The organism is Fictibacillus sp. NRS-1165 (assembly GCF_050468105.1).
Classification (GTDB): domain Bacteria; phylum Bacillota; class Bacilli; order Bacillales; family Fictibacillaceae; genus Fictibacillus_C; species Fictibacillus_C terrinigri.
In genome coordinates this window covers 51,740-73,437 of the sequence record NZ_JBDPNU010000040.1, presented here as the reverse complement: position 1 = coordinate 73,437, position 21,698 = coordinate 51,740, and the positions used below count along the sequence as shown (strand labels likewise).

Here is a 21,698-nt window from a genome sequence, read left to right as displayed (position 1 = left end):
ACTTTTAGGGGTCACTTCAAGGGGACCGGTTTTTATACTTCGTTTAAAGCTTAAATGAACTTTTTAAGGATACGATACGGTTGAAAACGATCTTATCTTCCGTCGTATGCTTCGGATCGACGTTAAAGTAGCCGTGTCGGAAGAACTGGAACTTGTCCTGCGGCTTCGCGTCTTTCATGGTTGGTTCGATGAATCCCTCCTGGATGGTCAAGGAATCTTCGTTGACAAAATCGATAAACGTTTTGTCTTCACTCTCATCAGCTGCCTTCAAGTCCTCATCACGGATCAACGGCTCATATAAACGGAACTCAGCTGGAATGGCTTGTGAGGCTTCCACCCAGTGCAAGGTTCCTTTTACTTTACGGCCGGTAAAACCGATGCCGCTTTTCGTTTCCACATCATACGTACAATGGAGTTCAATTACATTTCCGTTCTCGTCTTTGATGACATCCTCGCATTTAATGAAGTAAGCATGTTTTAAACGGACTTCATTGCCAGGGAAGAGGCGGAAGTATTTTTTTGGAGGGTTCTCCATGAAGTCATCCTGCTCCACATAGATCTCGCGGGAGAAAGGAATCTGGCGTGTCCCCATTTCAGGATTTTCAGGATTGATTTCCGCATCCAGCATCTCAACTTGGCCTTCAGGGTAGTTCGTGATGACAACTTTAAGCGGGTTCAGGATACCCATCGTACGCGGAGCCTTCAATTTTAAATCTTCACGTACAAAGTGCTCGAGCATCGCTTCGTCTACGGCGCCTGAACCTTTGGAAACACCTGTTGCCTGTACGAATTCACGAATCGATTCTGGGGTATATCCTTTTCGGCGAAGGCCGGAAATCGTCGGCATGCGCGGATCATCCCAGCCATCCACATACCCTTCGTCCACGAGCTGTTTCAGTTTGCGCTTACTCATGACCGTGTTTTCGATGTTCAAGCGGCCGAACTCGATCTGCTGAGGCTTGCTTTCCATCTCGCACTCTTCAACCACCCAGTTATAGAGGGGGCGCTGTTCTTCAAACTCGGTCGTACAAAGAGAGTGGGTAACGCCTTCAATGGCATCCTCAAGAGGGTGAGCGAACGCATACATCGGATATATGCACCAGGTATCACCTGTATTGTGATGTTTCGCGTGGGATACACGGTAGATGACCGGGTCACGCATGTTAATGTTTCCAGATGCCATATCAATTTTGGCACGGAGCACTTTTTTACCGTTTTCGAACTCACCCTTGCGCATGCGGTCAAAAAGGTCAAGGTTTTCTTCCACCGTGCGGCTGCGGTATGGACTGTCTTTTCCAGGCTCAGTCAATGTGCCCCGGTATTCGCGGATTTCATCTGGTGACAGATCATCAACGTACGCTTTTCCTTTTTTAATCAGAAGGACGGCACGGTCGTACATTTCCTCAAAATAATCGGAGGCAAAGCGAAGGTTTTCCCATTCATAGCCCAGCCATGCCACATCATTCTTAATGGAGTCGACATACTCCCGGTCTTCCTTCAGTGGATTGGTGTCATCGAAACGAAGGTTGGTCTGTCCGTTAAACTCATCGGCGATCCCAAAATTTATGACAATGGATTTGGCGTGTCCGATGTGCAGATAACCGTTCGGTTCTGGGGGGAAACGTGTGATAACGGTATCCCTTTTGCCGGATTCCAAATCCTCTTTTATGATGCTTCTAATAAAATTCGAGTTTTCTTCCATCCCGTATCAGCCTTTCTGTTAGCATTCTATCTCACCATTATAACATTCACAGCAAGGAAACAAAATTGCCTATAGCTACCTTAGCTATTATAAACAAAAAATCTCTCAAAACGCGCATACCTGCCCAGTCTTTTTTCATAATTCGACTTTTTTATAAAAAATTTATAAAAGCAGGCAGGAATTTCAAACTGGGAAAAATACGCTAGACGAGCAGGAGAATCTCAGGTAAAATATTTTCAGAATATTGATTTTATTTACAATATTTAAATATTGTAGATGTTTTCATTTTCACAAAAAAATAGGGGGATGAGAAAATGAAGAAGAGAAAACTGGCGGGGATCTTTCTATCCTTATCACTTTCAGCAGGAGTAATGGCGGGCTGCGGTGCAGCTTCGACATCGTCCGGCGGCTCAAGTGGCAAGGAAACGATTAAAGTAGGAGCCAACCTTGAGCTTTCAGGAGGGGTAGCATCCTATGGCCAATCCATCGCGGAAGGGCTTCAGCTGGCACTGGACGAAATCAATAAAAAAGGAATTGAAGGCAAGAAGATCAAGCTTGTAAAAGTCGACAATAAATCAGAAGCGGCAGAGGCGACAAACGGAGCAGTAAAGCTAGTCAGCCAGGATAAAGTAGCGGCTGTTGTCGGTGCTGCGACTTCCACCAACACACTGGCTCAGGTTCAGATTGCTCAAAGCAACAAGGTTCCGCTTGTCACACCGACAGGAACAAACCCTGAGATCACAAATAAAGACGGCAAAGTAAATGATTACGTGTTCCGGACATGCTTTATTGATCCGTTCCAGGGAACTGTAGCTGCAAACTTTGCGTCAGATAAATTGAAAACAAGTAAAGCGGCTGTGTTCATCGACAGTGCCAGTGATTACTCAAAAGGGCTGGCTTCGGCGTTTAAAACGGCTTATGAGAAAAACGGCGGCAGCATCGTAGCTGAAGAAGCGTATGTTGCGAAGGATACGGACTTCCGTGCCACACTTACCCGTTTAAAAGCAGCGAAACCGGACTTCATTTTCCTTCCTGGCTACTATGAAGAAGTCGGTCTGATCATCAAGCAGGCGCGGGAGATCGGCATCACTGCGCCATTCATGGGTGGAGACGGCTGGGATTCTCCGAAACTTGTAGAAATTGCCGGACCAAAAGCGCTGAACAATACTTACATTACAAACCACTATTCTTCTGGAGATCCGGATAAGAAGATTCAAGACTTTGTCAGTGCATTTAAGAAGAAATACAAAGGAAAATCTCCGGACGCATTCAGTGCCCTTGGTTATGATACAGCGTATTATCTGGCTGATGCCATCAAGCGTTCAGGTGATGCCAGCCCTGAAAAAATTGCAAAAGCACTTGCGAAAACAAAAGATCTTTCCCTTGTTTCCGGCCAATTGACATTGGATAAGAACCATGACCCGATCAAATCAGCATCTATTCTTGAGTACAAAGACGGCAAACAAGAGTTTAATACAAAAATTAATCCATAAGAGCAATTTAACGAATAGGGGGCTCCGTCCCCCTTTTCTGTGTTTTTAGGGACTGGATATTTTTTATGAAGGAGAGTTGGAGATGGAACTTATACAACAGCTGGTCAACGGTATATCACTCGGCAGTATTTATGCCCTAATTGCTCTTGGCTACACGATGGTATATGGAATTGTAAAACTGATCAACTTCGCACATGGCGACGTTTTCATGGTAGGCGCCTTTGTCGGTTTCTACTCCATTACCGTTTTGCATATCCCATTTGTCTTGTCATTGATCCTTGCCATGGCAGTCTGTGCACTATTCGGGGTGCTGATCGAACGCATCGCGTATAAACCGCTCAGAAACGCTACCCGGATCGCGGCGTTGATCACAGCAATTGGTGTTTCACTGCTCATTGAGTACGGCTTTATTTATGTGAGGGGCGCACAGCCGGAAGCCTATCCGGGAGATGTGCTTCCAGAGCATGTCATCCACCTTTTTGATGCAAAAATCAACAGTCAGTCGTTGCTCATCCTCGGTGTTTCTGTTGTTCTCATGATCATCCTGCAGTTCATCGTACATAAAACAAAAATCGGTAAAGCGATGCGTGCTGTTTCCTTTGATGCCGAAGCTGCACAGCTGATGGGAATCAACGTTGACCGCACGATATCTTCTACCTTTGCGATCGGGTCGGCCCTTGCTGGGGCAGCCGGTGTTATCTTTGGAGTTTACTATATAAAAATCGAGCCTTTGATGGGGGTTATCCCTGGACTGAAAGCGTTCGTTGCTGCCGTTCTTGGGGGGATTGGTATTCTTCCTGGTGCAATGGTTGGCGGGTTGCTGCTCGGCGTCATTGAATCACTTGTCAGTGCGTTCGGTTACTCTTTATGGCGTGACGGGGCTGCATTTGTTGTTCTTATCTTGATCCTTATCTTCCTTCCTTCGGGATTGTTCGGAAAATATAGAAGAGAAAAGGTATAGGGGGAACAAAAATGGCGATTTTTAAACAAGCTAAGCACTTTTGGACATATATCGTTCTTTCTCTCGTTATCTTTGGCGTTATTCAGTTCATGATTACAGGCCAAATGCTGAACCTCTTTTATGTCAACACCCTTATCTTTATCGCAATTAACATCATTTTGGCGGTTTCGCTTCACTTGATCATCGGAATCACCGGACAGTTTTCTATCGGACATGCCGGGTTTCTTGCAGTAGGAGCCTATGCCTCAGGAATTATTACAATGAAACTGGAGCTTCCGTTTGCAGCTGCACTCCTGATTGGAGGACTGGTAGCAGCATTTGCCGGTTTTATTATTGGGTTTCCGAGTCTTCGGCTGAGAGGAGATTATCTGGCCATCGCGACACTCGGATTTGGTGAGATTGTCCGTATTGTATTTTTAAATCTGGATTATGTCGGCGGAGCGAGCGGCATGCAAGTCAACCATTTGACGACGTGGCCATGGGTCTTCGGCTGTATGCTTATTGCCATACTTGTGATCGTAAACTTTACAAATTCTACTCACGGCCGGGCTTGTATTTCCATCCGGGAAGATGAAACCGCGGCTGATGCGATGGGAATCAATACAACCTATTATAAAGTTGCTGCTTTTGTGATCGGAGCCTTTTTTGCCGGCATAGCTGGTGGTCTGTATGCCCACAACTTCTATATTATCCAGCCATCCAACTTTGGGTTTCTGAAATCATTCGATATTTTAATTTTCGTTGTGCTAGGCGGTCTGGGCTCCTTATCGGGTTCTGTTATTGCAGCAGTCCTTCTTACCGTTGTTTCCACGTTCCTGCAGGACTATCCTGAAACACGGATGATCATCTACAGCATTGTCCTCATTGTTGTTATGCTGTACCGTCCACAAGGCTTGATGGGGACGAAAGAGATCACATCGATCTTCAGTAAAGGAAAAAGGTCGAAGGGAGGAGCAAAGGATGGAAACAAACAAACCGTTGCTTAAAGTAGACAACATTGGAATCCGTTTTGGCGGGCTAAGAGCGGTTTCTGACGTCAACATAGAATTGTTCCCGGGAGAGATGGCCGGGCTGATCGGACCGAACGGCGCGGGAAAAACCACCTTTTTTAATATGCTGACCGGGGTTTATGTGCCTACAGAAGGTCAGATCCTGCTGAACGGAAAAAAACTGAATAACCTTCCTCCGTACAAGATTACGAGAAACGGAATCAGCCGGACGTTTCAGAACATACGGCTGTTTGGGGAATTATCCGTTATTGATAACGTAAAAGTGGCTTACCATTCTCAGGCCAAGCATACGCTGTTCAGCTCGATCCTCAGGCTTCCAGGACATTTTTCCGGAGAAAAAGAAATGGAAGAGAAGGCGACAGAATTCTTAAAGATCTTTAACTTAGATCGATTTAAGGATGAAAAAGCGAAGAACCTGCCATATGGCCAGCAGCGCCGCCTGGAGATCGCCCGTGCGCTTGCCGCAAACCCGAAGCTGCTGCTGCTCGATGAGCCGGCGGCCGGGATGAATCCTCATGAAACAAAAGAACTCATGAATTTGATCGCCTTCATCCGGGAGCAATTCAATCTAACCGTTCTTCTCATTGAACATGATATGCCGCTTGTCATGGGGGTTTGTGAGCGGATCTATGTTCTTGACCACGGCCAGCTCATCGCTGAAGGAACACCATCAGAAATTAAAAATAACCCGAAAGTCATCGAAGCGTATCTGGGCGAGGAGGTTTCATAATGCTGAAGGTAGAGGATATAAATGTTTACTATGGCAACATTCAGGCGCTTGAAGGGATATCGCTGGAAATCCATCAAGGCGAGATCGTTACCTTGATCGGTGCGAACGGGGCCGGTAAAAGCACGCTGCTTAAAACCGTTTCAGGTCTGTTAAAGCCAAAGCAGGGAAAAATCCTCTATGAGGGGAAAGTTATTAATGGAAAAGCCGCTCAGACGATCGTAAAACAAGGAATCTCACATGTGCCTGAGGGACGCCGTGTATTTGCAAATATGACGGTAGAGGAAAATCTGCAGCTTGGCGCGTTTTTAAGAAAGGACAAAGACGGGATCAAGCAGGATATGGAAAAGGTATATGATCTTTTTCCAAGATTGCTTGAACGGCTGAAGCAGCAGGCCGGAACTCTGTCAGGAGGGGAACAGCAGATGCTGGCCATGGGACGGGCGCTGATGGCGCGCCCGCGGCTGCTCCTGCTGGACGAGCCTTCCATGGGGCTGGCCCCGCTATTGGTCAAAACCATCTTCCGCATTATTGAAGAGATCAACCAGGCTGGAACAACCATTTTACTCGTAGAACAAAATGCCAATCTGGCACTTTCCATCGCGAACCGTGCGTATGTTGTGGAAACGGGCCGTATTGTGCTTTCAGGTGACGCGGCGGAGCTTACATCAAGTGAACAGGTAAAAATGGCTTACTTGGGCGGACACTAATAGAATACAAGGAATGAAAAACCGGTCCTGTTGAAGGACCGGTTTATGTATGTTCCAGGGTTAAGCAGGCAATGGATATAGAAATGAAGATTTATCGTATAAGCTGATCATTGTGTGAATTTCGCATTTAACGCTATAATTCACAAAAAAGATATTCTGCGGGAAGGGGGTCCATATGAGGTACTGGCACCGTTTGCTCCCTTCGGATCCTGGCCGGAAGCGGTTAAGGACGGCGAGCAAAGTGACGCTGAGTGTGATCAGTTCGGTAATGGTCATGATGATTATCATCCTATATGCCGGTGGACATGTCACGGCTGCTATTTTTGCAGGTGTCGTTGGCATGATGGGCATTCTTGTGGTTAACGATGACACGGAAAAAGAAAAGAAACTGACGACGGTTCTGCTTGCACTCTCGAGTGCGTGTTCCCTCACGATCGGTTCTTGGCTGGCCAAATGGGGAATGGCCGCTGATTTATTTTTGCTGCTTGTTGTGTTTTTGGCTCTTTACCTTCAGCGCTTTGGCAGCCGCTACTTTTCAATCTGCATGATCGCTTTCATGTCCTTTTATTTTGCAACGCTTCTTAAAGTTGATTTCACACAGGTTCCATGGCTCTTCGCTTCGATTCTGACGGGAATCTTATTTGCCTATTTCTACAACTTTATCCTCATTCATGACAAGCCGGAAGAAGTTTTAAAACGGTCCATGGCTTCATTTCATCTTCAGGCAAATTTAACCTTGAACCTTGTTATTGAGATTGTCAGGGATATTAAAATGGACAAGCAGAGATTGTTAAACCTCGACCGGAATGTGAAAAAACTTGGAGATTATGCTCGCGTCGTCTCCAATGAGCTTGGCACGACAGAACCAGGGAAAATTTGGCCGGGGCTAAGCACGAGTCAGCTTCGCCTCTACATTTTTGATACCGCAATGCTGATGGAAACGCTGTCGCCGTCCATACGGCGTCTAAAAGAGCATCGTGCGCTTGAAAACCATGCGATACGTTCCTCGCTGCTGCAAGTTATACAATCCATTCGCGAAGCTGAAGTGCTCAACAGGGAACAGGTTCATTATCTGGAAAACGCAGCCGCCAGTTTGCAGACTCTTCGTGAGCTGCTTTGGACCTTGAACCCGGATGAGGATAATGGGGAATGGCTTTACTTGATCCGACGGATTGAGTCCATCGCCAACCATATTATTGATGGCGCCTTCGGCCTTCAGCAGTCTCTCCAGCAGGCGAATGAGCATCATATCGGCCAGCGGACGGAGGAGCAAGAGAATGACGAACAAGAAGAGCAGGATGAGGAGTATGGAATCCGCCCAACGACCAAGAAGGCCATTCAGGCACTGATTGCGGGAGGTTTATCCATCATTCTCGGGCATATCTATTCTCCAGCTCATCAATATTGGATTTTATTGTCCTGTTTTGTTGTTCTTCTTGGTACGGAGACTGTCGGCCGTACACTCGTGAAAGCAGTACAGAGGAGCATAGGAACGTTTCTGGGAGCGATTGCGGGGTTCATTATCGCTATGTACCTAACCGGCATCCAGGATATTGTTATGTTGTTCATTTGTGTTTTCCTCGCTTTTTACCTGCTGCCGATCTCTTATACGCTGATGATGTTCTGGATCACGATGCTGCTGGCATTAATGTATGATATCCTCCTTGGCGGCATCAACCAGCAGTTAATGATCGCACGTGTTATTGACACTGTTGCCGGGGTAGGATTGGGATTTGCAGTATCTGCCCTCATCTATCCGCACCGGACACGGGATAAGGTGACTACTTCGACGGTTGAATATTTGAATTCGCTAAAGGAATATTTGAACAACTATATTGACCGGTTCAGTGAGAAACATACAGCTTTTAACCTTGCGGACCTTGCATTGGAGCTGGATCAGCTGCTGGAGACGTTAATCGAGGACGCAAGCCCTTTATACAGAGGGTGGTTTGGCCGTTCGGGCATACATCAGCAGCTAACGGTATTAACGGCCATTAATTTTTACGCCAAGCATCTCACGGCTTCTTCCACAAGAAAAAGCCAGCTGAATACGGACGAGAGGTTTGAGGATCTGTTAAACCATGTTCAGCGCTCACTGACGGAAAATATTGATGCACTGTCCGCGGCGGTAAGGGGAGAGGGGCAGGCGCGAATTGTCAATCTGGATGAAGAACGGAGACAGGTGGAGCGCCTGCCGGAAAAATCCAAATCCAGTGACCATGAATTGCTCAACCATCTCCGCCTGCTGCATAATGTCCATTATATCTGGCGGATCAATGAGTCGATCGTATATCTGGCCCGACAGCTTGGTGCGGAGCCGAAGAACAAAGATCAGTGACAGGCGAGATAACGAACGATGCACAGCTTTGGCAGGTTTTCTGATCGAAGCGCTGTTCTGGGGGGAATTTAACGCTGCAGTATTGGCAAGTCCGATACTGCTTTTTTCGTAAACGAATCGTTGTAATCAATGTGTTTAATATTCTCTCATGCCGTTCCTCCCTGCTGCTTGTTTCCAGGTCCTCCCATTTGATCAGCTGCCGTTTTACCATCGAGGGCGCATGCTGAGAAGGATCTGTCTTTTTCATAGAATGATAGCCGAATTGCAAGCCGTCCTCATCTCGGCAGATAAAAAAGACCGGGTTTTCTTCGCAAAATCCTTCAACGGTAAACAAGTAGGTTTTTAGGGCATGATCCTTTTTTATATCAATTTTTTCCTGATGGATGAGGCCGGACAGCCAGCGAACCGCCTGCGCCTTAGTAGATTTCATACACCATTTCCTTTCTTTCTCAGATTATAAAGCATATGGAACAAAAGAACTAGATAGTTATTAGATAATTTCGACATATTAAGCCAAAACTCCTTTATCTCCAAAAATAACAATATTTCTCATTTTTGTGTGAAGAAACAGGGAATATTGACCTATTCCAAGCAATAAAAATAGAGGGAAGGCAGGAGGAGACCGGCGTTTAAAAGAAGTAAATACATACGGAATTAAACAAAAGGAGTTAAACATGGAGATCATCGACTTTCATTGTGATGCATTATTAAAACTGTATGAAGGAAAAGGGAAGCTTAAGTTTGCAAATTCACCCGAGCTGGAAACGAATAAGGAGCGGCTGAAAAAGGGGCAGGTAAAAGTGCAATGCTTTGCCATTTTTATTGAGCCAGAGATTCCATCCGACCAGAAGTTCCAGGCAGCGCTAGGCCAGGTAGATTACTTTTATAAAGAGGTGCTGGGAAAAAATCCGGAGATAAAGCACATACGCAGCTGGGAGGAATTTAACGGAGTTCAGGACGGAGAAATTGGTGCGATGCTGACTCTGGAAGGGGTAGACGCTATTGGAAATGATCTTTCCAAGCTGCATATCCTCCATCAGCTAGGTGTACTTTCTGTCGGATTAACATGGAATACGGCGAACCTGGCGGCTGACGGAGCCGGAGAGCCCCGTGGCGGTGGCCTTACCCTGTTTGGAAAAGAGGTGGTTCACTTCCATAACCAGCATCAGATCCTCACCGACGTTTCCCATTTAAGTGGGATGGCTTTCTGGGATGTTCTCGGCATCGCGGATTATCCGTTTGCCAGCCATTCCAATTCCAAAGAACTGTGTGACCATCCAAGAAATCTAACCGATGAACAGGCAAGTGCCATGTTTGAAAAAGGCGGAACGATCCATGTCGTATATAATCCCCCTTTTATTAATCAGGAACAGACAACAGCTTCTATTTCTGACCTTATCAAACACATCGATCGCTTTTGCGCACTTGGCGGAGTGCGGCAGATTGGCTTGGGCTCTGACTTTGATGGGATCGCCAATTTTGTCACTGGTTTGGAGAACGCGTCCAAAAGCCAGAACTTGATCAATGAATTGCTTAAGCACTATACCGAGGATCAGGTTAGGGGATTTGCATTTGATAACTTTATGAATCACCGGCCGAATGTGAGAAAAGTAAAGTGATAGCTTCAAGCTGATGATAGGATAAAGCCCATTTAGGGAAGGGAGCGAGAGGCATGCCTTTAACGAAGATTGAAGACCAGGTAGAACTCTTTTATGAAGAACGGGGAACGGGAAGGCCTGTAATATTTATCCATGGTGTATGGATGAGCAGCAAATTTTTTCATAAACAGCTTTCTGCTGCTTCTAAGCATTACCGAACCATCGTGCTGGACTTAAGAGGCCATGGCAGCTCCTCGATGGTTCATCATGGACACACGATCGCTCAATACGCACGTGATCTAAACGCTTTTATTCAAAAGCTGGATTTGAAGAATGTCGTATTGGCAGGCTGGTCGATGGGGGCATTTGTGATTTGGGATTACCTTCAGCAATTTGGTGAAAACAGCGTAAAAGGCACAGTTATTATTGACGAACTCGCTTCTGATTTTAAATGGCCTGATTTCTCGATCGGAGCGTTTGATCTGCCTGCACTGACACAGTTTATGAGAGACGTTCAGAATAACCGTAGGGCAGTGCTTGAAGGGTTTGTACCTCTCATGTTCAAAGAGGAACTGTCCAAGGACGATTTTTCCTGGATGATGGAGGAAGTTACAAAAATGCCGGAGTCGATTGCAAGTGCCATATTGTTCGATCAATCGATTGTCGATTACCGAGATTTTTTAAGTAAAATAAAAAAACCAACATTGCTTTGTTTTGGAAGAGAAGAAACGCTTATACCTGTAGCTGCGGGTGAACATCTGCACGAGAACATACCTAATTCCCAACTGGAGATCTTTGAGCAAAGCTGCCATTGTCCATTTCTTGAAGAAAGTGAGAAATTCAATAGTGTGCTCGAACAATTTGTTGGATCATTGGACGATTTATGACTTTGGAAACAAAAAGAAAGCAGGACTCACGCCCGTTTAAACGAAGTGTAAGGTGTATAAATCCTTTAGATGGAAGGTGATTTCTGTGGAAGACAGAGCATTGCAGTATCCGGTCTTGAAAGATGCACAGCCGTTTTATTTTGAAGGGAGCCATGTGGGTATATTGGTTTCACATGGCTTTACAGGTTCTACACAGAGCATGCTGCCGCTCGGCAGGGCTTACGCTGAAGCTGGCTATACCGTATGCGGCCCCAGACTGAAAGGGCATGGCACTCATTATGAGGACATGGAACAGAGCAATTACCAGGACTGGGTGGCTTCTGTGGAGGAAGGCTATCAATGGCTGAAAGAACGCTGTGATACGATCTTTGTAACCGGGCTTTCCATGGGTGGCACTTTAACCCTCTATCTAGCTGAAAAATATCCAGAGATTAAAGGGATTATTCCCATTAATGCGGCGGTAGAGATTCCAGAGATGGAGCCGTTAAAAGATGCAGCTGAGCCCCGGTTTCTGGACGCGATTGGTTCAGATATCAAAAAAGAGGGTGTTCTAGAACTTGCCTATGAAAAAACACCGGTTCAATCGGTTAAGGAAATTTTAAAGCTGATGGAGGAAGTCAAGGATCAGCTTGACCGGATAACGTGTCCTGCCTTCATTTTCGTTTCGGAGGAAGATCATGTTGTTCCGCCTCTCAATTCTCAGTTAATCTTTGAACGAATTTCTTCTGAGGATAAAGAATTGTATTATATGAGTGACAGCTATCATGTGGCAACGCTTGATCATGATCAAGAGGCTATTATTGAAAATACCCTTGCCTTTATTCAGAGGCAGCTTGGTAAATCATAAGCAGAAGCCAGCTTTTAAGCCGGCTTCTTTTTTATCGTACAAAGGATAAAATAAAGTGGGGTTCTGTCGTGGAATACTGACAGAACCTTACTTTATTTCCCCCGTTCTATGAATATTCCCTCGGAAATAATCGAAAAACCACAAATATTGCCCGGGCTTACAAGGTAATACTTGAAGGTATAGTATTTTTAGAGAGGACATTTGTTTCTTCTGTGTGGAAAATAACCTTGCATCTTATACTGAAACGCGCAATAATAGTAACTAAAATTTACCGGTTAAATTCTAACAGTAGGGGATGTTAAAAATGAAGGTAGTGAAGTTCGGAGGATCATCTTTATCGTGTTCAGAGCAGGTCGAAAAAGTGTTTAATATTGTCGTTTCAGATCCCGAACGCAAAGTAGTCGTGGTGTCAGCTCCGGGAAAGCGGTTTGCTGAAGATACGAAAGTAACGGATCTTTTAATAGAATGTGCTGCAGCTTATCTTCAAGGAAGAGAAGATCATCATGCGTTTCAGGCTATTATCGACCGATATGAAAGCATTGCTAAAGGGCTTAAGCTGCCGGGGGGAACGGTGGTTGAAATTAAGTCAAACCTTTTGGAATTGTTGAACGGAGACCGCAGTGATCCGCAGAAATATATGGATGCTGTTAAGGCGACCGGAGAGGACAGCCATGCCAGGCTGATTGCTGCCTACTTTCAGCATAAAGGAGTAGAGGCCCATTATGTTAACCCTAAGGAAGCAGGCCTTCTTGTTACCGATGAGCCCGGGAACGCCCAGCCGCTGCCGGAAACCTATGAATCTCTTTATCGGCTGAGAGAGCGGGAAGGCATTGTCATTTTCCCCGGGTTTTTTGGCTTTAACAGAGAAGGAGAAATTGTTACCTTTTCACGCAGTGGTTCAGATATTACGGGTTCCATTCTGGCGAGCGGCATAAAGGCTGCTGTCTATGAAAATTTCACGGATGTGGATGCCGTTTATTCTGTAAACCCTTCGATTATTAACCGTCCGAAGGAAATCACTGAAATTACCTACCGTGAAATGCGGGAACTGTCCTATGCCGGTTTTTCCGTGTTTCATGATGAAGCGCTCATGCCGGCCTTTAAAGCAGGCATACCGGTGAATGTGAAGAACACGAACCAGCCGGGGAAGCCGGGGACTATGATCGTAAAAGAAAGAGAGCTGGCCAATGGCCCTGTGATCGGTATTGCCAGTGATGAAGGCTTTTCCAGCATTTATGTCAGCAAATATCTTTTGAACCGGGAGATTGGATTTGGCCGCAAGCTTCTAAGCATCCTCGAAGACTTTCATCTCTCCTTTGAGCACATGCCCTCAGGAATCGACGATATCTCGGTTATTTTAAGGCAGGAACCTTTCCATCGTTCGGTGGAGGAACAGGTTGTACAGCGGATTAAAGATGAACTCCAGGCAGACGACGTGAAGGTTGAACGTGATTTGGCGCTCATTATGATGGTGGGTGAAGGAATGAGGGAAAGCATAGGTACCGCAGCACGTGCATCTACGGCATTAGCCAGAGCCGGTGTAAACATTGAAATGATCAACCAGGGGTCATCAGAGGTAAGTATGATGTTCGGTGTAAAGGTCAGCGATGAAAAAAAAGCCGTTCAGGCATTATATGAAGAGTTCTTTGCCGGGGTGGCGGTTTAGACCAAGAAAGGAGCTTATCCAATGGGGATAAGCTCCTTTTTCTCTACCATAAAACGGGCTTGGCCACCATGAACCAAAGCATAGCCATCATGAGGGCAAGGTAGATCCATAAGGCTTTTTTCAGTTTGGTAATCAGAGGATTCCTTCGTTCTTCAAGGTCCTTAAATCTTCTGATGGTCGGTGAAAAGGCTCTCGCGAGAAAATAGAGCGAGCAGATTAATATAATAATTGTCGTCAGCAGCCAGGGGGTTGTCCAGGAACGGTTCGTAATAAGTACGAGGAGCACACCGCTCACCACAAGGATATGTCCAGCATGCTTGGCAAGCCGGACCGCTGCCTTGAAGGAGTCTAAGTACGCCTCTTCGCTGCCGGGTCCTGCTGATCTCAGCTTCTTTAATAAGGGAAGCAGGATAAAGAAGGGGCCGACTGACAGGATCACACTGAAAATATGAATATAAAGCAGTACACGATAAGTTATGTTCATAGGGAGCTGTAATTAATCTTCGAGGGCGCGGAATTCATGAACCCATACTCTCATGTGCGGCAGCCAGGGCATCCCCGGATGGATGGAGAGTATGGAATTTTTATAGCCTTCCACATCATCAAAGCCTTCTTGTTTTGCGTGTTCGTCTGTTAACTCACCAAGCGACTGGGAGTATACATTTTCAACAACAAATTTTGACCCTTTAAGTTCCATGATTTCTCCGATGTCTGCATATCTGCCATTGCGGCGAGTCGCTGTTTTTTTCCCGGCAAGTACTTTTTCCACATCGTCTGGAATGGTGAATAATTGTTCGATTGTACATGTTTTTGGCGGGAGCCCGCTATTTTTCATTTGATTGCTCATGTCGGTTCCTCCTAGTTCGAAGCGGATATTTTTATTTGCTCAGAATATCCTTTACTCTGCCCACTTGTCCATCTTGAAGCCGTACTTTAATTCCATGCGGATGGAAAGCAGCATTCGTCAGAATATCCTTCACGATGCCGTTTGTGAGCTTGCCGCTTCTCTGATCTTGCTTTAAAACGATATTAACTTCTAGTCCTGGAGAGATGTCTTTCCGGTTCTGCCCATTCACTGTAAACACCTCCTGCAGTCCATATTTCTTTGAATTATACCATTCTTTCCGTAAGTGAAGGTGTATTTGAAGGTTCAAATTATTTAATAAATTGTTCGGACAAGGTATGATTAAGGTGGTAAATAATACATATTATTATTTTTCACAGAAGGCTCTGGAGGGATGATACAGTCTTGAAAGTCATATCGATACTAAAACCTTACCGTGTACAGATCGCTGTTGCTTTGTTTTTAATGCTTGTTGAGCTTGCTGTCGAGCTTTTGCAGCCTTTGTTGATCGCCCGGATTATTGATAACGGCATCATGAAAAAAGATCTCGGGGTTGTCATGGTGTGGGGAGGAGTCATGATCGGCCTATCGCTTTGCGCATTTGCCGCTGGTGTGAGTAATTCCTTCTATGCATCTCACGTCAGCCAAAACTATGGATATAACCTCAGGAAGGAATTGTTTACAAAAATTCAGGCGTTTTCTTTTGCGAATTTTAACCAGTTTCCTGCGACATCTCTCATCACAAGAATGACCAACGATGTTACCCAGATGCAGAATACGGTGTTCATGAGCTTGAGGGTCATGCTGAGGGCGCCCTTATTGATCATTGGCGGTCTTGTCATGTCGTTTATCGTAGATGCGAGACTGGCTATTTTCATTGCGGTGGCTGTCCCGGTTTTATTTGTGTTTTTAATGTGGGTGATGAAAAAAGGGGGCGCACTGTTCAAATCGGTCCAAGAGAACCTGGACAGAGTGAACGGCGTGATTAGGGAAAACCTTTCAGGCATACGAATCATCAAAGCATTCTTAAGAAGCAGGCATGAAGTGAAACGGTTCACGGAAGCCAACCGCAAGCTTAAGAGTAATACAGCCTTTGCGCTGAGGCTGATGGAGTCCACGAACCCTATCCTTCTTCTCGTCATGAATATCGCTATTCTTTGCGTTCTTTGGTTTGGCAGTGTTCAGGTCAATACAGGTGGTGGCCATATTGGTGATTTAGTCGCCGTTATCAACTACAGCACGAGAATCACCTCCACTTTTTCCATCTTTTCTTGGATTATTATGGCGTTTTCAAGAGCGAAGGCTTCAGGTAGCCGAATCTCTGATGTGCTGAATACTGAGGTCGACCTCGTTGACGCTGTGGATTCCGTGATCACCCGTCCTGATTTCAAAGGTGAAATTGAGTTTCAGGGTGTCTCTTTTCATTATCCCGGGACGAAAAAACAAGTCCTGAAGGACATTTCGTTCAAAGCGGAACCAGGTGAGACGGTTGCCGTAATGGGAGCGACAGGGTCCGGAAAGTCGTCGCTGTTTCAGCTGATCCCCCGGCTGTATGATGTTGATGATGGCAAGATTTTGCTTGATGGAATGGATATATCACGTCTAAAGCTGGAGCATTTAAGGAATGCTATCGGCCTTGTTCCTCAGGAAGCTCTTCTTTTCACAGGAACCGTAAAGGAGAATATCGCCTGGGGTAAGGAAAATGCCACTGAAGAAGAGATTAAGATCTCTGCTGAGAACTCCCAGATCGCTGAAACGATAGCGTCTCTGCCAAATCAATACGAGACCAGAATCGGGCAGAAAGGGGTCAATTTATCCGGAGGCCAAAAACAGCGACTTTCCATTGCCCGTGCTTTGGTGAGAAAGCCGAAGATTCTGCTGCTTGATGACAGTACGAGCGCTCTTGATTTGAAAACAGAAGGAAAACTTCTCGGAGCTTTGAAGCACTATCCCTCTACGATCCTGATCATAACGCAAAAGATTGCCACAGCGATGGAAGCGGATAAAATTCTGCTGATTGAGAACGGCATGCTGCTGATGGAAGGAAAGCATGAGGATCTGCTGCTTCGCTCCAGCCTGTATCAGCAAATCTTCCAATCCCAGTTTGGAGAGGAGTCGTTAAAGCATGCTAAAGGCTTTGAGTGAACCGTTCCGGCATAAAAGAGCCATCGTTCAAAAGGTGGCGGCGCAGGCAGCGGTACCGAAAAGAAAAAAAGAGAAGGCAAAGGATTGGCGCAGAACACTGGCGCGGATCTGGAGCTATCTTGCACGTGAGAAGGGGCGCTTATGGCTCGTTCTCCTCATGGTTGTCCTCAGTTCGATTTTGGGTCTGCTCGGCCCCTTTTTGATCGGGAAGGCTATTGATCACTATATAGTCACGAAAGATAACAGCGGCCTCTTAAGGCTTCTTGCCGGTTTGCTGGCCATTTATATTCTGAACTCGGCAGCACTCTGGTTTCAGAACTATTGGATGATCGGGATTGCACAAAATACCGTCTTTTCGATGAGGACGCAGCTGTTTCGCCATCTTCACAAACTTCCGATCCCGTTCTTTGATCAGCGCCAGTATGGTGAGATCATGAGCCGGGTCATCAATGATATTGAAAATGTGAGTTCTACTCTGAACTCTTCGGTTATCCAGATCATCTCCAGTGTATTGACGCTGTTGGGCACGGTCGGGTTCATGCTTTGGCTGAGCCCGCTGCTTACAGCGGTCACCCTCATTATCGTGCCTATCATGTTCGTTGGCATGCGCTGGATTACTAGCCGTACCGGCAGGCTATTTAAAGAACAGCAGAGGAACCTTGGGGAGCTGAACGGCTATATCGAGGAAACCGTGTCAGGCCAGCGTATCGTTAAAGCTTTCTGTCAGGAAGAACGAGTGATTGCGGAGCTGTTGGATAAGAATGACAAGTTGAAGGAATCCGGATTCTGGGCTCAAACGTATTCGGGTTTTATTCCTAAGCTGATGAATGTTCTAAATAATCTTAGCTTTGCTCTCATTGCCGGTGCAGGGGGCGTTCTTGCGTTAAATGGAGTCGTTACCATCGGGACCATCGTCGTTTTTGCCGAGTACTCCAGGCAGTTCACCCGTCCGCTCAATGACCTGTCGAATCAGTACAATACGCTCTTATCAGCGGTAGCAGGGGCAGAGCGGGTTTTTGAAGTTCTGGATGAGGAAGAAGAAACGAAAGATGAAGAAGGAAACGAGGAGCTGGCCGGTGTTCGAGGAGAGATTCAATTTAAGGAGGTTTCATTCTCATATGAAGAGGAAGGAAACACTGTCAATCATATCTCATTTCATGCCTCGCCGGGTGAAACGGTTGCCCTGGTCGGCCCAACGGGAGCGGGGAAGACGACGATTATCAATCTACTGTCCCGTTTTTATGATGCGAAAAGAGGGAGCATTCTTGTGGACGGGCGCGAAATCAAAGGGATTAAGCGGGAGTCTCTTCGGGAGCATATGGGGTTCGTGCTGCAGGATCCATTTCTTTTTGAAGGTACCATTATGGACAACATCCGATATGGACGACTGGATGCTTCAGACGATGATGTCATGAAAGCGGCTAAGGAGGCAAACGCGCACTCCTTTATCACGAAACTGGCAAACGGGTACGGGACGATCGTGGAGCAGGACGGCAGCGGAATCAGCCAGGGGCAGAAGCAGCTTTTAAGCATTGCGAGAGCTATCCTTGCCAATCCTGTGATTCTTGTACTGGATGAGGCGACGAGCAGCATTGATACGATCACCGAGATGAAAATTCAGGAAGCCTTGCATCGCCTGATGATTGGCAAGACGAGTTTCATTATTGCCCACAGGTTGAATACCGTTCAAAAAGCGGATCAAATCCTCGTTTTGAAAAATGGTGAAATTCTAGAAAGGGGCTCGCACGACGACCTGCTAAAGCAAAAAGGCTTTTACTTCGAGCTCTACAACAGCCAGCTCCAAAGGGAGATCGGCTAGGGGTAAGGTGCCAGGCACCGCGAAGTGAAAAGCCGGCAAATGCCGGCTTTTTTTGCTTCAAATTAAAAGAAAGTTTTCACTTCTGTTTCTGTATGCTTGCAGTTGGTGCAGGTATATTCAAGTTCTAGTGCATCTTCACGAACAATGTGCATCGTTTCTTTATTGCAATGGCTGCAGTGCCTTTTCATTTTTGTCTCTTCCATCCTGAACACATCCTTCCATGGATATCGATAAAAATAGTATTCCTCTAACCACCAAATGTAAAACAATCGAGATCAAGTATTGACTTCTGATGCTAAAGACCTAGACTAGGAAAGGAAGCAAACTCATCATTTTTGATGGAATAAGCCACCTTAAGATATAGGAAACAGAGGATGGCAGGAGCAGGTGATGGAAGTGAATGAACGGCAAAACAGACTGCTTTCTTATTTATTAAAAAGCGGAGGAAGTATATCAGTAGATCAGATCGCGTCTGAACTGGATTGTTCTGAAAAAACGATCCGGAACGACTGCAAGGTGATCGATGACTGGCTGAAGCTGAAATCAGACGTTCGCTTAATAAGAAGGCGAGGGGTTGGCGTGTATCTTGAAGGTACAGCATCCGCAATCTCGAATTTAATGGATCTATCTAAGAAAGAGCAGGCAGCGGACACAGTAATGGCTGACAGCATTAGAAGAATAAGTATCGTGCGCCAGCTGCTTTTAAAAAATAAAGAGACGACGCTTCAGGAGCTTGCTGAAAAATATTATGTGAGCAAAACCGTTGTCAGGCATGATATTAAGATGAAGGAGGATTGGCTTAAGTCGTTTCACCTCAAAGTTCTGCCTAAACAAAAGGTGGGTTTGAGAATTGACGGAAACGAAAAAAATAAGCGTGATGCTCTATCCAGATTAACCGGTATGCTGATCCATGCGGCAGAAGAAGAAAAAAACTTCGTGAACCGGATCTTTGCGCCTCATGAAATTGCTTTTGTCAGAAACGGCCTTAGGAAATTGGAAACGCAGCTCAACTATCCTTTCACCGACAGTGCTCTTGAAAACTTGATCACTCATATTCTGGTCTCAGTCCAAAGGGTAAAGACAGGCAGTAAAATTACGATTTCACCAGATGAAGAGGAGCGGATCACTCGAATGAAGGAATATCCGGCTGTGAGAGCTTTTATGAAGGATATTGAAAGGGTCATGGCTGTTAGACTTCCTAAGGAGGAAGCGGTCTATATTACGATCCGGGTTCTTGGTACAAAAGTTTATTATCATGCGAAAGACAGGGACAGGCTGGAGGAAGAACTGGCGGGATTTGATACTGCCGTACTGGAATTTTCCAAGAAGCTGATCGAAGCTGTTTCTGAAATCACTGAAATTGATTTTACAAATGATGAGCTTTTGCTCGCAGGATTAGCGGGCCATCTGCAGACGACATTCCATCGACTGGAATATGCCCTGCCGTTATCCAATCCAATGGCAGATCAGATCAAGAAAATGTACATGACGATGTTCGAAATGATTTATTATGCTTTGCCGGTTGTCGAACAAAAGCTGAAAAAATCCCTTCCTGAGGAGGAAATTGCCTATTTGACGCTTCATTTTCAAGCTTCAGTCGAACGGTTCAAGAAAAAGAATGCCCGCCATCTCAAGGTGCTCGTCATATGTACAATGGGGATCGGTATGTCTCAGCTCATCGTGACAAAGCTGGAGCGGAAGTTTCATTCGATTGAGATCGCTGGTACAGCCTCCGTCAGCGAAGCGCCGGCTGAAATAAAAGAGAAGAAACCTGATCTTGTGATCAGCACGGTTTCTCTCTCTTATCCGGATGTGCCCGTGCTGGTCGTTTCTCCTCTTATGACTGAGGAGGATCAGAAGGAAATCGAAAAGTGGATTCAAAACGGTCCGCCAATAGAGACGCACAGCAGCTATCCCCTCTTAAAGCAGCTGCTGAATTCAAAGCTGATCTTTGTTCATTCCGGAGAGACAGATCCGACAGATATCCTAAAGACTATGGTTCATCAAATGGAGGAAAATGGATTTGTAAAAGAAAGCTACAAAGAAAGTGTATTGAACCGTGAAGAACAATCATCTACTGCGGTAGGTGGCGGTGTAGCAATCCCTCACGGCAGTTCTGATCTTGTGAAGGAAGCAGTAATCGGGATGTCGGTTTTCAGAAATCCCGTCCGGTGGGGAAAAGAAGAAGTGTCTATCATATTACTTCTCGCCATGGACAATGAAAAAAGATATCTCTTGAAAGACCTATTCCAAGAGATATCTCATTTGACGGAGAATCCAACTTTTATTCGAGAAGTGGCAGAACAAAAATCCGCAGAATGCATATATGAATTATTTTAAAAGGCAGCTTTCATGCTGCCTTTTTTTAAATAATGATCGATGACGAGCGGATCCGGACCGCCCATCGCCTGGGGAAGATGATCCAGATCAAAAAGTCGGACATCCTTCACTTCGATCCCGTCAATAACTTCACTGCCTTCATAGTCTGTACAAACATAAGCAGCGACAACGTTGTGTACCTCGTCTCCGTGCGGGTATTGATAGTAAAACTCCTTCCCGGAAAATACATGAAGCAGCGTAAGGCTGCGGGAGATATATCCCGTTTCTTCAAAGAGCTCTCGTTTCGCTGCTTCCTCGAGAGTTTCACCAAGTTCGAGTGAGCCGCCGGGAACCCCCCATAAGCCGTTATCTGTTCGATGCTGAAGCAGAAGCTCACCCTCAGGATTAAATAACAGTACACAAGCACCGGTCATGATAATCGGCCGGCTTCCGATCAGTTTTCTCAGGTCCATAATATATCCCATGATTTCAGTCCTTTTCAACATGTAAAGTTAATTACCGATTCCTTACATTCGGCTTTGCCAATCAAAATCCTGCATCAACTTGCATTGGAACCGCTTTTATATAATTTGTTTTTGCCGGAACTTACGGTAAATATTAAATCTATTTAC

20 protein-coding genes are annotated in these 21,698 nt (G+C 45.7%); 13 read left to right on the top strand and 7 right to left on the bottom strand.

Annotated elements, in window-relative coordinates:
- Positions 1-43: 43 nt before the first annotated feature.
- Positions 44-1,702 (bottom strand): glutamine--tRNA ligase/YqeY domain fusion protein, encoded by a 1,659-nt coding sequence (locus ABHN01_RS17885; protein WP_429876641.1) that lies wholly within the window; start codon positions 1,700-1,702, stop codon positions 44-46.
- Between the two features lie 314 nt (positions 1,703-2,016).
- Here ABHN01_RS17885 and ABHN01_RS17880 point away from each other — a divergent pair, with 314 nt between their 5' ends.
- The 6 genes from ABHN01_RS17880 (at position 2,017) to ABHN01_RS17855 (ending at position 8,941) form a co-directional block, all read left to right on the top strand.
- Complete coding sequence (locus ABHN01_RS17880) at positions 2,017-3,195, top strand: ABC transporter substrate-binding protein (RefSeq protein WP_290401233.1); 1,179 nt, start codon at positions 2,017-2,019, stop codon at positions 3,193-3,195.
- Between the two features lie 82 nt (positions 3,196-3,277).
- Positions 3,278-4,156, top strand: coding sequence for a branched-chain amino acid ABC transporter permease (locus ABHN01_RS17875; RefSeq protein WP_429876640.1), 879 nt, complete (start codon positions 3,278-3,280; stop codon positions 4,154-4,156).
- A gap of 11 nt (positions 4,157-4,167) precedes the next feature.
- Positions 4,168-5,142 carry a branched-chain amino acid ABC transporter permease gene (locus tag ABHN01_RS17870; protein WP_429876639.1) on the top strand — a complete coding sequence of 325 codons (975 nt, stop codon included), beginning with the start codon at positions 4,168-4,170 and terminating at the stop codon, positions 5,140-5,142.
- Complete coding sequence (locus tag ABHN01_RS17865; protein WP_290401236.1) at positions 5,117-5,896, top strand: ABC transporter ATP-binding protein; 780 nt, start codon at positions 5,117-5,119, stop codon at positions 5,894-5,896. Before ABHN01_RS17870 ends, ABHN01_RS17865 begins: the two co-directional genes overlap by 26 nt.
- Positions 5,896-6,603, top strand: coding sequence for an ABC transporter ATP-binding protein (locus tag ABHN01_RS17860; protein ID WP_429876638.1), 708 nt, complete (start codon positions 5,896-5,898; stop codon positions 6,601-6,603). The genes ABHN01_RS17865 and ABHN01_RS17860 overlap by 1 nt, the downstream gene beginning before the upstream one ends.
- A 175-nt stretch (positions 6,604-6,778) precedes the next feature.
- Complete coding sequence (locus ABHN01_RS17855; RefSeq protein WP_429876637.1) at positions 6,779-8,941, top strand: FUSC family protein; 2,163 nt, start codon at positions 6,779-6,781, stop codon at positions 8,939-8,941.
- Here ABHN01_RS17855 and ABHN01_RS17850 read toward each other — a convergent pair.
- Positions 8,877-9,371: a hypothetical protein gene (locus tag ABHN01_RS17850; protein ID WP_429876636.1), complete on the bottom strand. Its 495-nt coding sequence runs from the start codon at positions 9,369-9,371 to the stop codon at positions 8,877-8,879. The genes ABHN01_RS17855 and ABHN01_RS17850 overlap by 65 nt on opposite strands.
- Before the next feature lie 244 nt (positions 9,372-9,615).
- On the opposite strand from ABHN01_RS17850, the gene ABHN01_RS17845 reads away from it, so the two are divergent.
- The 4 genes from ABHN01_RS17845 (at position 9,616) to ABHN01_RS17830 (ending at position 13,939) form a co-directional block, all read left to right on the top strand.
- Complete coding sequence (locus ABHN01_RS17845) at positions 9,616-10,560, top strand: dipeptidase (RefSeq protein ID WP_429876635.1); 945 nt, start codon at positions 9,616-9,618, stop codon at positions 10,558-10,560.
- Between the two features lie 53 nt (positions 10,561-10,613).
- The gene (locus ABHN01_RS17840; RefSeq protein WP_429876634.1) at positions 10,614-11,426 is read left to right on the top strand and encodes an alpha/beta fold hydrolase; all 813 of its coding nucleotides are present in this window, start codon (positions 10,614-10,616) and stop codon (positions 11,424-11,426) included.
- A gap of 85 nt (positions 11,427-11,511) precedes the next feature.
- Positions 11,512-12,273 carry an alpha/beta hydrolase gene (locus ABHN01_RS17835; RefSeq protein WP_429876633.1) on the top strand — a complete coding sequence of 254 codons (762 nt, stop codon included), beginning with the start codon at positions 11,512-11,514 and terminating at the stop codon, positions 12,271-12,273.
- A 304-nt stretch (positions 12,274-12,577) separates the two neighbouring features.
- Positions 12,578-13,939 carry an aspartate kinase gene (locus tag ABHN01_RS17830; protein WP_429876632.1) on the top strand — a complete coding sequence of 454 codons (1,362 nt, stop codon included), beginning with the start codon at positions 12,578-12,580 and terminating at the stop codon, positions 13,937-13,939.
- A 43-nt stretch (positions 13,940-13,982) separates the two neighbouring features.
- Here ABHN01_RS17830 and ABHN01_RS17825 read toward each other — a convergent pair whose 3' ends face one another.
- Genes ABHN01_RS17825 through ABHN01_RS17815 form a run of 3 tightly spaced genes read right to left on the bottom strand, consistent with a single transcriptional unit; the run spans position 13,983 to position 15,015 of the window.
- The gene (locus ABHN01_RS17825) at positions 13,983-14,417 is read right to left on the bottom strand and encodes a hypothetical protein (protein WP_429876644.1); all 435 of its coding nucleotides are present in this window, start codon (positions 14,415-14,417) and stop codon (positions 13,983-13,985) included.
- Between the two features lie 18 nt (positions 14,418-14,435).
- Complete coding sequence (locus ABHN01_RS17820) at positions 14,436-14,786, bottom strand: ASCH domain-containing protein (protein ID WP_429876631.1); 351 nt, start codon at positions 14,784-14,786, stop codon at positions 14,436-14,438.
- A 31-nt stretch (positions 14,787-14,817) separates the two neighbouring features.
- On the bottom strand, positions 14,818-15,015 hold the full coding sequence (locus tag ABHN01_RS17815; protein ID WP_429876630.1) for a YwbE family protein: 198 nt from the start codon (positions 15,013-15,015) through the stop codon (positions 14,818-14,820).
- 173 nt (positions 15,016-15,188) lie between these two features.
- On the opposite strand from ABHN01_RS17815, the gene ABHN01_RS17810 reads away from it, so the two are divergent.
- The gene (locus ABHN01_RS17810) at positions 15,189-16,928 is read left to right on the top strand and encodes an ABC transporter ATP-binding protein (RefSeq protein WP_429876629.1); all 1,740 of its coding nucleotides are present in this window, start codon (positions 15,189-15,191) and stop codon (positions 16,926-16,928) included.
- Complete coding sequence (locus ABHN01_RS17805) at positions 16,909-18,747, top strand: ABC transporter ATP-binding protein (RefSeq protein WP_429876628.1); 1,839 nt, start codon at positions 16,909-16,911, stop codon at positions 18,745-18,747. The genes ABHN01_RS17810 and ABHN01_RS17805 overlap by 20 nt, the downstream gene beginning before the upstream one ends.
- Positions 18,748-18,809: 62 nt before the next feature.
- Here the strand turns inward: ABHN01_RS17805 and ABHN01_RS17800 are convergent, their stop codons facing one another.
- Positions 18,810-18,950 (bottom strand): hypothetical protein, encoded by a 141-nt coding sequence (locus ABHN01_RS17800; protein ID WP_290401249.1) that lies wholly within the window; start codon positions 18,948-18,950, stop codon positions 18,810-18,812.
- A gap of 187 nt (positions 18,951-19,137) precedes the next feature.
- On the opposite strand from ABHN01_RS17800, the gene ABHN01_RS17795 reads away from it, so the two are divergent.
- Entirely contained in the window at positions 19,138-21,087 is a 1,950-nt protein-coding gene (locus ABHN01_RS17795; RefSeq protein WP_429876627.1) for a BglG family transcription antiterminator, read from the top strand.
- On the opposite strand, the gene ABHN01_RS17790 is transcribed toward ABHN01_RS17795, so the two are convergent.
- Positions 21,084-21,551: an NUDIX hydrolase gene (locus ABHN01_RS17790; RefSeq protein WP_429876626.1), complete on the bottom strand. Its 468-nt coding sequence runs from the start codon at positions 21,549-21,551 to the stop codon at positions 21,084-21,086. The two genes, ABHN01_RS17795 and ABHN01_RS17790, sit on opposite strands and share 4 nt — an antisense overlap.
- Positions 21,552-21,698 lie beyond the last annotated feature (147 nt).